Origin of the sequence: Kitasatospora sp. NPDC048296, assembly GCF_043201815.1 — a bacterium.
Taxonomy (GTDB): domain Bacteria; phylum Actinomycetota; class Actinomycetes; order Streptomycetales; family Streptomycetaceae; genus Kitasatospora.
Map to the genome: position 1 here is coordinate 1 of NZ_JBICZB010000129.1, position 12,463 is coordinate 12,463.

The following is a 12,463-nucleotide window of genomic DNA, read 5'->3' on the forward strand; positions in this document are numbered from 1 at the left end:
CGAACAACCCCTCCTGATCACGCATACCAGGATCATCTCGTACGAATGATCACAAGCCACACGCGGGTTGCCGCTTACTGACCCACGCTCCTAGCCCAGCCAGTGGTACTCGATCGCGGTGCCGACCAGCAGGCCGAAGCTCCTCACCGCGAACCCGATGTCCTTGCGGAACCCCTGCACCCGCGCGACCAGGGTCGCCAGACCCAGTCCGAGCAGCGGGCCCGCGGCGACCAGCGGCACGAAGAGCAACGCCGGGAGCATCCCGGCGAGCCCGAACATCGCGGCCATCATGGTGATCTTGGCAATGGGCACGAGCATCGGAACGACGAGGACCAGCTGGACCACGCCGAGGGCCGGTGCGAGCCAGTGCCGCCGGTCGGTGACGGGGGCCTGCGGCCCGGGGACCGTGGCAGTCATGCCGCTCAACTCCTGTGGTGAATCCGTTGGTTACGGATCCATCCTGTTCCGCGGGTGGGGCGGCGGCCTGAGTACGGGTACTCAAACGCGACTGGGGAGCGGGACCATGGGCCCCGCTCCCCAGCTCAGCGTTCAGTGCTCAGCGCATGGTGGTCAGCGCCTCAGCGCCACCACTGGACCGCCTTCTCGGCGTTGATGATGCCCGCGCCGTAGAAGCCGTTGTCGTCCGCGCCGCCCTCACAGGTGGCCTTCCACTGGCCGGCGCCGCCCGGGTTGAACTCGCCGGTCGGGCACGGGTGGGACTCGGCCTGGTTGGTCAGCAGCTCGGTCAGCTCGTCCGGGCTGGCCCACGGGAAGGTGGAGGCGAGCAGCGCGACCACACCGGTGACGTGCGGGGTGGCCATCGAGGTGCCCTGCATGTAGCCGTACTTGTTGCCCGGGATGGTGGACAGGATGCGGCCGTCCTTGTCCGGGGTGTTCGGGATCTGGTAGCGCTTGTCACCACCCGGCGCGGCGACGGTCACGACGCCCTTGCCGTAGCTGGAGTAGTACGACTTGTCGCCGTTGACACCCACCGCGGAGACCGCGATGACGCCGGGCAGCTCGGTCGGCAGCGACAGGCAGTCGTTGGTGACCGGGCGGGTACCGGGGGTGGTGTCGTCCGGGCTGGAGACGTCGGTGGTCTTGTGCGCCAGGTCGATGTTCTCGTTGCCCGCGGCGGCGACGTTGAGGACGCCCTTGCGCTGCGAGAACGCGACGGCCTTACGGACGGCGTCCGTGATCGCGGCCTGGTCCTTGTCGTTCTGGCAGTTGAACATCCACGGGTCGACGTAGTAGCTGTTGTTCGTCACCTTGAAGCCGTGCTCGCCGGCCCAGACGAAGCCGCAGACCGCGTTCTCCGGGTAGATCATGCCGGCGTCGTCGACGACCTTGACCGCGGCCAGCTTCACGTTCGGGGCGATGCCGACGATGCCCTTGCCGTTCTTGGCCGCGGCGATGGTACCGGCCACGTGGGTGCCGTGGTCGCTGGTGGTGGGCTGCCAGGCCTTCCAGTCCGTGTTCGTCTTGCCGTCGATGCAGGAGACCGACTGCGAGGCGTCCACGTTGGCGGCCAGGTCCTCGTGGGTGGCGTCGATGCCGGAGTCCAGCACGCCGACGGTGACGTTGCGGCTGCCGAGCGAGATCTTGTGCGCCTTGTCGACACCGATCTGGCGCATGTCCCACTGGTTGGCCTCGTACGGCTCCTGGCCGGCGGCGGCGGTGCCGGCGGGCTCGGCGGCGACGTCGGCCTTGCCCTGGTCGGAGGCGAGGATGCCCTTGGTGCGGCTGGCGCCGACGGAGTCGACACCCTTGGCCAGACGCAGCTTCTCCGCGAACTTGGTGTCGTTCGAGCGGGCGATCACGACGCCGATCTGCTCGTACGACTGGACCACCGTGCCGCCGAGGCCGGTGACGGCCTTCTCGACCTTCTGCACCTGGCCGTGGTTGGCCTTGGTGTTGACGACGTAGCTGAGCAGCGGACCGGTCGTCGAGTCGCCGGTGGGCGCCGCGACGGCGGTGCCGGCCGGGAGCGCGAGGGCGCCGGCGGTGGCGAGCACGACGCCCACCGCCGCGTACCGGGTCCGGCTGATCCGAGGAACTCTCATTGGGGTTGGCCCTCCCGAGTCGTCATGCGGCAGCTGCGGTGTGGCAGGTGCGCTGGGAATGACCGGAACTTAATGAATATTCGGTGATATGCGCAAGAGGTAGTCATCTAATCGTCACATCTCAACCAACACCAGATGTTACGAGTCCGCAGCTCAACAAGGGCAACAGAGGCAAAGATTGTTAAAAAGTGATGGTTCGCTGACGAGCCGACGGCCTGGAGCGCGTACGTCAGAGCGCGTACAGTCGGCGCGCGTTGTCGGCGCCGATCATCCGTGCCAGGCGCTGCCCGTCCGCCGCCGAACAGGCGCCCTCCGCCTGCCAGTCGGCCAGCAGCGCGCCCAGTCCCTGCCGGAACTGGGCGGTGCCCACCAGGAACAGTTCGGGCAGCCCGTAGGCGTCGGTGGAGAACAGCAATTTGCCGAACGGCGCCAGTTCCAGCATCTCGCCGAGGACGGCCGCCACCCGCGGGCCGGTGTAGGAGGCCGTCAGCCCGAGGTCGGTGTACACCGTCGGGAAGGCCTGGGCCAGCCAGGCGGCCTGCCGGTGGTACGGATAGGCGTGCAGCAGCACCAGTGGGACGCCGCTCGGCTCGGCAGCCCGGACGAAGTCGGTCAGCAGGGACGGGTCGGCGCGGTGCAGGGTGAGGTCGGGATCGCCGAAGCCGGTGTGGAGTTGGATCGGCAGGCCCAGCTCGGCGCAGACGTCCACGGCCGTCCAGAGCAGGTGGTGCAGCAGCACCGGGTCGGCCAGCCGGCCGCGGCCGCCGTGCAGCCAGGCCCCGGCGGCCGCCACCACGGCGGTGCGCGCGGGCCGTTCGGCCGGGGCGGCCAGGCCGTGCCGGTAGGCGAGCACCGACTTGACCGCGACGGCACTCGCGGCGGCCGCCGCGAGTGCCTCGCCGACGGCTCGCGGCCAGTCCTCGGCGCCGGCCGTCACCGCCTCGGCGACCGTCTCCAGCCGGACCACCTCGCGCACCACCGCCCCGGTGGCCTCGGCGAGTTCGGTCAGCGGCAGCAGCTCGCGATCGGCCGCGGCGGTCAGCCCGGTGTCCACCAGGCAGGTGTCCAGCCCCGCGGCCGCGAGCAGCCGGCGGGCGGCCTCGGCGGCGCCCAGCTCGCGCCGCCGGGCCAGGTAGTCGGCGGCCGGGGTGTGCGCGGGCAGGCCGAGCGCGGGCGGGCACCAACGCCGCACCGCCAGGCCGATCGCGCTGTCGAAGGGCGAACAGCCCGGCGCGGGCGGGCGGTCGGACTCGGTGAGCAGCCCGGCCAGGGCGTCGTCGGCGAGCTCGACCGCCACCACGCTGTGGCAGTGGTGGTCGACGAGCTCCGCGACCTCCAGTGCCGCAGCCTCCGGCCGGGCCGCCACCGGTCAGTACCGCCAGCGGGTGGCCGCGATCAACTCCTCGGGCCCGACGGCCGCGTACTGCTCGGCCTCGGCCCGGCGCACCGCCAGCACCGCCTGGTACAGCGGATCGCCGAGCGCCTCGCGCAGCATCGCCGAGCACTCGTAGGCGGCGATCGCCTCGGCCGGGCTCTGCGGCAGCCGGGGCACCGTGCCCGGCTCGGCGGCGGCCGGATCCCCGGTGAACTCCGGCGGCAGCGACCGGCGTTGCTCCAGCCCGGCCAGGCCCGCGGCGAGCACCGCGCCGACCGCCAGGTACGGGTTGGCGCTCGCGTCGAAGCACTTGACCTCGGCGTTCGCGGTGGCGGCGCGCTCCCCGGTGGAGCCGGTGACCAGGCGCAGCGCGGCCTCCCGGTTCTCCAGGCCCCAGCACTGGTAGGCGCCGGCCCAGCGCTGGGGCGCCAGGCGCAGATAGCCGGCCGGGCTGGAGCAGCCCAGCACCAGCAGCTCGGGCAGCGCCTCCAGTACCCCGGCGACGAAGCCCTCGGCCTCGGCGGTCAGGCCGTGCGGCCCGGGGCCGCCGTGGCCGAGGTTGCGCCCGTCCCGCCAGAGGCTGAGGTGCAGGTGCCCGCCGTTGCCGACCCCGTCGGGCTCGACCACGGGGGCGAAGGAGGCCCGCAGGCCGTGCTTGGCGGAGACGGCCCGGATGGTGTGCCGGACCAGCACCGCGGTGTCGGCGGCGCCGACCGGGCCCTCGGGGGCGACCGAGACCTCGAACTGGCCCGGGGCGTACTCGGGGTGGATCTGCAGCACGCTCAACCCCTGCTCGCCGAGGGCGCGCACGACGTCGCGCAGGTAGTCGGAGAGGTCGGTGAGCCGGTGCATCCCGTAGGCCGGGCCGTACGTCGGGTACTGCGGCGCCGCCTGCGGGGGGCCGTCCAGCGCGACCACCCACTCGACCTCGATGCCGGCCTTGAGGCTCAGCCCGCGCGCGGCCGCGGCGGCCTCCATCCGGCGGGCGAACAGCCGCTGGCAGCCGGGGTGCGGGCCGCCGGCCTGGGTGTGGCGGTCCCCCGGGGCCCAGGCCCAGCCGGGCTGGGCGGCCAGCGGGACGATCCGGTCGAGGTCGGGGTAGAGCCGCAGGTCCCCGGTGGGACCGCCGATGATCGGGCTGGTGGTGATGGAGTCGTCGGCGAGGAACACGTCGAAGCAGGGCGCGGCGCCGACGCCCCATTCGGCAGCGTGCACCAGACCGCCGAGCGGCACGGCCTTGACCCGGGTGATGCCCGCGTTGTCCACCCAGGTGACGGCCACCACCTCGACCGCGGAGGCGCGCAGCCGGTCGGCGGCCTCCTCGGCCCGCGCGGCGCGCTCGGCCCGCGGGGGCAGCGCGACGACGGCCGCGAGGGCGCCGCGGCCGGGCCCCTCGGCGGAGCCGGCGCCCTGGGCGGTGGTGCTGACGATCGTGGTCATGTCTCCATGCTGCCCCGCCCGTTGGGGTTGCGTAACTCCCCTATCGGGTGGTCCAAACGGACGACCGTCCGCCCGTTCACCCGTTCGGGGCGAAGCGGGCGACCAGCTCCCCCGCCGTGATCCGCTCCAGGGCGTCCGGGGCGGCGTCCAGGCGGCCCGGGTAGAGCCGGTAGAGCGTCCCGCTCGCCCCCTCCGGGACGGGCGTGTCGGCGTGCACCAGGGCCGCGAACGCCCTTGTGCCGGCGAGGCGTTCGGCGATCAGCCGGGCCGTGTCGTCGGCCGGCTGCTCGGTGCGGTGGTCGCTCTCGTGCCGCCCGCGCAGCCGCTCGGCGAAGGCCGCCACCGGCTCGTCCGCACCCCGGCGGTAGCGGCCCAGCCCGCGGCCGGAGCGGTCGCGCACCCACACCTCGTCGCTGGCGGCCGCCGCGGCGGCGCAGCCGAGGTCCCACAGGGTGGCGCGGGTGCCCGGGGCGAAGTGGGCGGTCACCGAGTGGGCCAGCGAGCCGATCTCGGCGTGGTGCCGGTAGAGGTTGTGGAACCCGGCGCCGGAGCCGACGTTGAGGTCGGTCCAGGTGTAGCTGCGGGTCTGGAGGTCGACGATCATCGGCACGCAGATCCGGGCGTCCCCGGCGAGGTCCAGCCGCTGGCGGACGCTCCTGGGGTGGAAGCTGCCCGTGCGCTGCCGGGCCGCCTCGGCGGGGGTCAGGGTCATGAAGCCGGCGAACGCGTCGGTGAGGTCCTCGAAGGGGATGTCGTTGTAGCTGAACACCACCACCACGGCGTAACGGGCGCGGGCCTTGCCCAGCGCCCGCAGGTCCAGGTCGACGAACTCGGTGGCGCCGTGCGGCGGCGGGGCGGTCGTGAAGTCGCCGGAGTGGACGGCGGCACGCGGGCCGAGCACCAGCCGGGTGTAGTCGCACAGGCCGGTGAACTGCCATTCCTCGTCGTAGAAGGCGACCGACAGGTCGAGGTCCACCCGCTGGTGCGGGCGCTGCATCCAGTGCACGAACAGTCGCAGGTGCTGCCCGTCCGGGAGCGGCTGCACGCTGCCGCGCGGCACCGCGACCAGGGTCTTGGCGCTGGCCCGCTCGGCGAACGGGACCACCAGGTCGGCGAGGGCGGCATCCAGGACGGCCATCTCGTAGCGCCCCGAAGCGGCCGCCGACCGCTCGGCCCGGCGCAGCAGTTCGGTCTCGATCAGGGCGCAGACCGGCGCGCTCAGATCGGCCGGAACGGGCGTTCCCCAGTCGAAGCGCGAGTGCGCCGAGGCGACCCGGCCGCGTGGGAAGTACAGCCGTCGCTCGCCGAGTTCGCGCGGCGCGCGCAGCCGTCCGTACGCGCCGAGCAGCGGGCCCGGAGCGACCGCGCGCAGCGCGCCCGGCAGCGCGTCGGCGAGTTCGGCGGGCAGCGGCTCGCCGGGGAACCAGGTGGCGTGCACCCGCAGCAGGTGGTGCAGTCGGCGGACCAGTTCGCCGGGGCGGCGGGCCAGCAGCCGGACGGCGGCGGGCAGGTCGCCCTGTTCGAAGGCGTGCTCGACCCGGGCGGCGAAGGTCTCCACGGTCAGCCGGGTGTGGCCGCCGGGCGTCTCGCGCACCCGCAGCGGGGCGGGCGCCTCGCGCAGCTCCGGGCCGAGGCCGTGCAGGTCGAGGTCGCTCTGCCGGACCACGGCGAAGGCGGCCGCCGCGTACGGGAAGCGGGTGCGGTGCTCGTACGGGTGCAGCAGTTCGCCGGCCCGCAGCCAGGCTGCGCGGTGGCGGCGCAGGTCCTCGGCGAGGGTGCCGACCGGGAGGGCGTCCAGGACGGCGAGGAGGTCGCGGCGCAGCGGGCGGGGCAGGCCCAGCAGGCGCAGCGTGCGGGCGGTCCCGGGCAGCAGGTCGGGTTCGGCGCCGGACCAGGCCCAGATCAGCCGCAGCACGTCGGTGGCGGTGGTGAGGTGGGCACTGAGCAGCGGGCGGGTGCGCTCCGGGTCGCGGCGCAGCAGGGCGGCCAGCACGCCGGCGCGGCTCTCCCGGACCGGGATCGCCTCGGGCAGCCAGGCGGCCGGGTCGGCCGGGGCGTGGTCGAGCAGCAGGGCGAGGTCCTCGCGCTCCTGCGGGTTCAGCGGGGTCTGCCGGGCGAGCAGGGCGGCCAGTGCGGTGCCGGCGAGCTCGGCCGGGTCGCCGGCCTCGGCCAGACGCAGTGGCTTGAGCAGCTGGCCGGACTTCAGGCCGCGGGCGGCGTTGCGGGCGCCCCGGGTGTCGAGGGCGAGGTGGCGCTCTCGCTCCAGCGGGGTGTGGCAGAGCGGGCAGCGGTCTCCCCCGCCGTCCTCGACCAGGTCCTGGTAGCAGTCCCCGCACAGCAGGTGGGCGCAGGGGGCGAGGGCACCGATCCCGGCCTCCAGGCTGGCGCGCTCGCAGACCAGGCAGAGCTGGCTGGGCTGGTGGAGCAGGTAGCCGCGGATGAGGACGGAGTAGTCGGCGTGCGCGTGCGAGGGCACGCCCTCGGGGAAGCGGCGGAACAGCGGCTGGTGGCGGCGGTCGGCGCCGAGCATGGCGTCGATCCCGGCCAGCAGCCGGGTGCCGGCCGCGGCCAGGTCCAGCGGGCGCAGCCGTCCGAGCGCGTCGCGCAGCTGCTTGGTCAGCACGTGGCCGCGCTGCGCCAGATCGGCCTCCAGGGCCACCAGGCCCTTGGCCGTCCACGGGTCCGGTTCGCCGGGCGCCGCGCCGTCCTGGACCAGGACCAGGCCGTGCCGGCGCAGCAGGTAGTCGTCCAGGGCCGTGCCGGTCGCGGCGGCGGCGTTCTGCTTCTTCACTGGGCTCTGCTCCCCCGACGTCCCCCGATGGATACGACAAAGCGGGGGCGGAGAGTGGGCGCACTCGGTCATGTGAAAGATGAGAGAAGGAAGCACGCCGCGGAGCCGCCCCCGCGTCGATCACCCTAGCGAAGACCGGGCCCGGTCCCCGAACGGTTTTCCGCCCACGCCCCCTTCCTACTGGCGAGTAGCTTCGCTACAGTGGCCGGACACGTACCACCGCCGGGCTTCGGGAGCCGCACCGGCGGGAGGTCGCGGTCGCCGTGTCTGCGGCGGGCGCGCGGTGCGTCTTCACCGGCCGGTGCCGCGAACGGCGGCGGGCCGGGTTTCTCTCCTCGGATCAGAGTCGCTTCCTTCACCTTCGAGCGCCTGAGCACCACGGCACACCCCGCAGTTCGGCCGGAGCGGACCGGCCGCTGCCCGGGTGCGCCGTAACCCGTCATCTCCCCAGCCCCCGCGCGTGGACCCTCCTCCGGCGGCGGCCGCCCCCGTCCCCGTCGACGGGTGCGGCGGCGTGCCCGCCGGAGCACGCGCGGGCCCTTCATGACTAGGAGTCAGGACCATGGAGCGTCCCTTCCCCACCGTCGCCGTCGTCGGCCTCGGCACGATGGGTGCCGGTGTCGCGGTCGCCGTCGCCAAGAGCGGCCGCCGGCTGATCGGCATCGAGGCGAGCGAGGACTCCGCCACCCGGGCGCTGGCCCGGATCGAGGCGGCGACCGCGCACGCGGTCGACCGGGAGCGGATCACCGCCGAGGAGCGCACCGCGCTGCTCGCCCGGATCTCGGTCGGGCACGAGCTGACGGCCGCCGCCGAGGCGGACCTGGTGATCGAGGAGGTGCCCGAGCAGCTGGAGCTGAAGCGGGAGGTCTTCGCCGAGCTGGACCGGATCTGCCCGGAGAGCACGGTGCTGGCCACCGGTACCACCGCGCTGTCGGTGACCCGGATCGCCGCCGCGACCGCCCGCCCGGAGCGGGTGCTGGGCCTGCACTTCTTCAACCCGGTGCACACCATGAAGCTGGTCGAGGTGGTCCGCACCGTGCTGACCTCCCCGCAGACCGCCGAGGACGCCGCCGCCTTCGCCCGCGACCTGGGCAAGGAGCCGGTGGCGGCGGGCGACCGGGCCGGCTTCGTGGTGAACGGCCTGCTGTTCGCCTACCTGAACCAGGCCGCGGCGATGTACGAGTCCAAGTACGCCTCCCGGGAGGACATCGACGCCGCGATGCGGCTCGGCTGCGGCCTGCCGATGGGCCCGCTGGCGCTGCTCGACCTGATCGGCATCGACACCGCGCGCACCGTGCTGGAGGCGATGTACGAGCAGTCCCGCGACCGGCTGCACGCGCCCGCGCCGATCCTCGGCCAGCTGGTCTCGGCCGGGCTGCTGGGCCGCAAGTCCGGGCGCGGCTTCTACACCTACGAGGCGCCGGGCTCCTCCAAGCCGGTGGACGCGGCGACCGGCCCGGCCCGGCCGAAGGTGCCCGGCCGCGCCGTGCGCACCGTCGGCGTCTGCGGCTCGGGGACGATGGCCACCGGCATCGCCGAGGTCTTCGCCAAGGCCGGGCACCCGGTGCTGCTGGCCGCCCGCAGCCAGGAGAAGGCCGACCGGGCCAAGGCGCAGCTGGCCAAGTCGCTGGAGCGCTCGGTCGCCAAGGGCCGGATGTCCGCCGAGCAGCGGGACGCCGCGCTGGAGCTGGTCACCCCGGTCGGCCAGTACACCGAGCTGGCGGACGTGGACCTGGTGGTCGAGGCGGTCGCCGAGGACCTGACGGTCAAGCGGGAGCTGTTCGCGACCCTGGACAAGATCGTCCGCCCCGGCGCGGTGCTCGCCACCACCACCTCCTCGCTGCCGGTGATCAGCTGCGCGACCGCCACCTCGCGGCCGCAGGACGTGATCGGCATGCACTTCTTCAACCCGGCCCCGGCGATGAAGCTGGTCGAGGTGGTCTCCACCGTGCTGACCGCCCCGGACGTCACCGCGACGGTGCTGGAGCTGACCGCCGAGGTCCGCAAGCACCCGGTGGAGTGCGGCGACCGGGCCGGCTTCATCGTCAACGCGCTGCTCTTCCCCTACCTGAACGACGCGGTGCGGATGCTCCAGGAGCACTACGCGACGGTGGACGACATCGACACCGCGATGAAGCTGGGCTGCGGCTACCCGATGGGCCCGTTCGAGCTGCTGGACGTGGTCGGCCTGGACGTGTCGCTGACCATCGAGCAGGTGCTGCACCAGGAGTTCCGCGAGCCGGGTCTGGCCGCGGCGCCGCTGCTGGAGCACCTGGTCGCGGCCGGCTGCCTGGGCCGCAAGACCGGCCGCGGCTTCCGCGACCACGCCCGCCGGTGACCAGCCCGCAGGCCGGGGGCGGCTCCGGGCCGTACGGCCCGGGTACGGGCCCGTACGGCACCGGCTGGGCCCCGGGGGCGGTCTCCGCGCGCTGGCCAGGACCGGCCGTGACCGGCCCGGTCGCGCCGGTGCGCCGGGGAAGGGCCGCGGCGCCGCCGCCGGGGCCGTGTAGCGTTCCGGACATGGATCGGGTTCAGTCAGCCACCCCGCAGCAGTCCGCCGCGCCGCGCGGCACCGACCGGACGCCCCCCTCCGCCGGGGACGGCGGCCCGGGCAGCCGCCGGGCGGCGGCGCAGCGCCAGCAGATGCGTCAGGACCTGGCCGCGGCCGCGATGGAGCTGTTCGCCTCGCAGGGCTACGAGGAGACCACGGTCGACCAGATCGCGGCGGCCGCCGGGGTGGCCCGGCGCACCTTCTTCCGGTACTTCCGGTCGAAGGAGGAGGCGATCTTCCCGGACCACGACGACACCCTCGTCCGGGTGGCGGACCTGCTGGCCAGCGCCGAGCCGGAGGAGCACCCGCTGGACGTGGTCTGCCGGGGCATCAAGGAGGTGCTGCGGATGTACGCCTCCACGCCGGGGGTGTCCGTCGCGCGGTACCAGCTGATCCGTCAGGTCCCGGCGCTGCGCGAGCGCGAGATCGCCGTGGTGGCCCGGTACGAACGGCTGTTCACCCGCTACCTGCTGGGCCGCTTCGACACCGGCGAGTCCATCCCGTCGGGCTGGCAGCGCGGCGGCGAGGACGACTCGATGCTGGCCGAGGTGTCGGCGGCGGCGGTGGTCGCGGCGCACAACCACGTACTGCGGCGCTGGCTGCGGGCCGGCGGCCGGGGCGATGTGGAGGCCCAGCTGGACCACTCCTTCGAGGTGATCCGGCGGACCTTCTGGGCCGCCAGCGCGCCGGGTGCCAGACGCCGGGGCTCGGTGGTGGCACCGGGTGCCAGTGAGGCACCAGGGGACGTGGTGGCGGAGAGCGCACTGAGCGCCAGTCCCGGAGGTGAGGTGCTCATCACAGTCGCCCGGACGGACGCTCCGCTGGACGTCGTGGTGGACAGCATCCGGGCCGCACTGAGTGGCGCCCGGGACGCCTGAGGCGGATATTCACGCAGGTCAGAGGCATATCGAGGGCCCGCGCCGAACAGTCGGCGCGGGCCCTCGGCATACCCGCACTACGCGCGTTTCGCACCTTTCCAGAGCGTCGGAATTCCTGACACCCGGTGTCTTTACGAGTGGCACAGGGTGCCACTACGTTGTTACCCACCAGTCGCGGCGCCGCGGCTCCCACCTCGGCGCGCCGTCGTCCGGCGTTCCCATACCCCGGGAGCAGTGCCAGCCCCCGCCCGGCCCACCACCGGGCGACAGCCTGACCGCCAACCACCCACCTCAGCGAAGCCGGTGTCCGCTCCCGGCTCCCCCAGACGCCCTGTGACCCTCACACAGGTACGCCTTCGGAGGCAGCCATGCAGGAAATCCTCGACGCGATCCTCAGCTCCGACGCCACGTCGGCGGACTTCGCGGCGATCAAGCTCCCCGAGTCCTACCGGGCGGTCACGCTCCACAAGGACGAGGAGCAGATGTTCGCGGGCCTGGACAGCCGCGACAAGGACCCTCGCAAGTCCCTTCACCTCGACGACGTCGCCCTGCCCGAGCTGGGCCCGGGCGAGGCCCTGGTCGCCGTCATGGCCAGCGCGGTGAACTACAACACCGTGTGGAGCTCGATCTTCGAGCCGGTCTCCACCTTCGGCTTCCTGGAGCGCTACGGCCGCCTGTCGCCGCTCACCAAGCGCCACGACCTGCCGTACCACGTCGTCGGCTCCGACCTCGCGGGCGTCGTGCTGCGCACCGGCGCCGGGGTCAACGCCTGGAAGCCCGGCGACGAGGTCGTCGCCCACTGCCTCTCGGTCGAACTGGAGTCCCCGGACGGCCACAACGACACGATGATGGACCCGGAGCAGCGCATCTGGGGCTTCGAGACCAACTTCGGCGGTCTGGCCCAGCTCGCCCTGGTGAAGACCAACCAGCTGCTGCCCAAGCCGAAGCACCTCACCTGGGAGGAGGCCGCCTCCCCGGGCCTGGTCAACTCCACCGCGTACCGCCAGCTGGTCTCGCGCAACGGCGCCGGCATGAAGCAGGGCGACAACGTGCTGATCTGGGGCGCCAGCGGCGGCCTCGGCTCGTACGCCACCCAGTACGCGCTGGCCGGCGGCGCCACCCCGATCTGCGTGGTCTCCAACGACCAGAAGGCCGAGATCTGCCGCGCCATGGGCGCCGAGGCGATCATCGACCGCTCGGCCGAGGGCTACCGGTTCTGGAAGGACGAGAACACCCAGGACCCGCGCGAGTGGAAGCGCCTGGGCTCCAGGATCCGCGAGTTCACCGGCGGCGAGGACGTGGACATCGTCTTCGAGCACCCGGGCCGCGAGACCTTCGGCGCCTCGGTGTACGTCACCCGCAAGG

General features: G+C 73.5%; 8 protein-coding genes. 3 read left to right on the forward strand and 5 right to left on the reverse strand.

The genetic code is table 11. The features are described 5' to 3' along the window. Window positions 1-90: 90 nt before the first annotated feature. From ACGF12_RS37225 to ACGF12_RS37245, 5 genes are all read right to left on the reverse strand, one after another. Entirely contained in the window at window positions 91-417 is a 327-nt protein-coding gene (locus tag ACGF12_RS37225; protein ID WP_393040652.1) for a hypothetical protein, read from the reverse strand. 161 nt (window positions 418-578) lie between these two features. Then, window positions 579-2,063, reverse strand: coding sequence for a S8 family serine peptidase (locus ACGF12_RS37230; RefSeq protein ID WP_393040655.1), 1,485 nt, complete (start codon window positions 2,061-2,063; stop codon window positions 579-581). 229 nt (window positions 2,064-2,292) lie between these two features. Further along, the gene (locus ACGF12_RS37235; RefSeq protein ID WP_393040658.1) at window positions 2,293-3,429 is read right to left on the reverse strand and encodes an amidohydrolase family protein; all 1,137 of its coding nucleotides are present in this window, start codon (window positions 3,427-3,429) and stop codon (window positions 2,293-2,295) included. Between the two features lie 3 nt (window positions 3,430-3,432). After that, window positions 3,433-4,878, reverse strand: a complete 1,446-nt coding sequence (locus ACGF12_RS37240) for a glutamine synthetase (protein WP_393040661.1) — start codon at window positions 4,876-4,878, stop codon at window positions 3,433-3,435. 76 nt (window positions 4,879-4,954) lie between these two features. After that, window positions 4,955-7,669 (reverse strand): MXAN_6230/SCO0854 family RING domain-containing protein, encoded by a 2,715-nt coding sequence (locus tag ACGF12_RS37245; RefSeq protein WP_393040664.1) that lies wholly within the window; start codon window positions 7,667-7,669, stop codon window positions 4,955-4,957. Between the two features lie 562 nt (window positions 7,670-8,231). On the opposite strand from ACGF12_RS37245, the gene ACGF12_RS37250 reads away from it, so the two are divergent. The 3 genes from ACGF12_RS37250 to ccrA all read left to right on the forward strand — a co-directional run. Then, entirely contained in the window at window positions 8,232-10,007 is a 1,776-nt protein-coding gene (locus ACGF12_RS37250) for a 3-hydroxyacyl-CoA dehydrogenase family protein (RefSeq protein WP_393040667.1), read from the forward strand. Between the two features lie 182 nt (window positions 10,008-10,189). Further along, a complete protein-coding gene (locus ACGF12_RS37255; RefSeq protein ID WP_393040670.1) occupies window positions 10,190-11,098 on the forward strand; it encodes a TetR family transcriptional regulator in 909 nt (302 codons plus the stop codon). A gap of 368 nt (window positions 11,099-11,466) precedes the next feature. After that, a partial coding sequence (gene ccrA, locus ACGF12_RS37260) for a crotonyl-CoA carboxylase/reductase (protein ID WP_393040673.1) occupies window positions 11,467-12,463 on the forward strand: 997 nt, incomplete at its 3' end.

What these genes read in the sequence shown, in the direction of transcription:
- ACGF12_RS37225 (WP_393040652.1), bottom strand. Translation starts at nt 417, where the DNA reads ATGACTGCCACGGTCCCCGGGCCGCAGGCCCCCGTCACCGACCGGCGG.
- ACGF12_RS37230 (WP_393040655.1), bottom strand. Translation starts at nt 2,063, where the DNA reads ATGAGAGTTCCTCGGATCAGCCGGACCCGGTACGCGGCGGTGGGCGTC.
- ACGF12_RS37240 (WP_393040661.1), bottom strand. Translation starts at nt 4,878, where the DNA reads ATGACCACGATCGTCAGCACCACCGCCCAGGGCGCCGGCTCCGCCGAG.
- ACGF12_RS37250 (WP_393040667.1), top strand. Translation starts at nt 8,232, where the DNA reads ATGGAGCGTCCCTTCCCCACCGTCGCCGTCGTCGGCCTCGGCACGATG.
- ACGF12_RS37255 (WP_393040670.1), top strand. Translation starts at nt 10,190, where the DNA reads ATGGATCGGGTTCAGTCAGCCACCCCGCAGCAGTCCGCCGCGCCGCGC.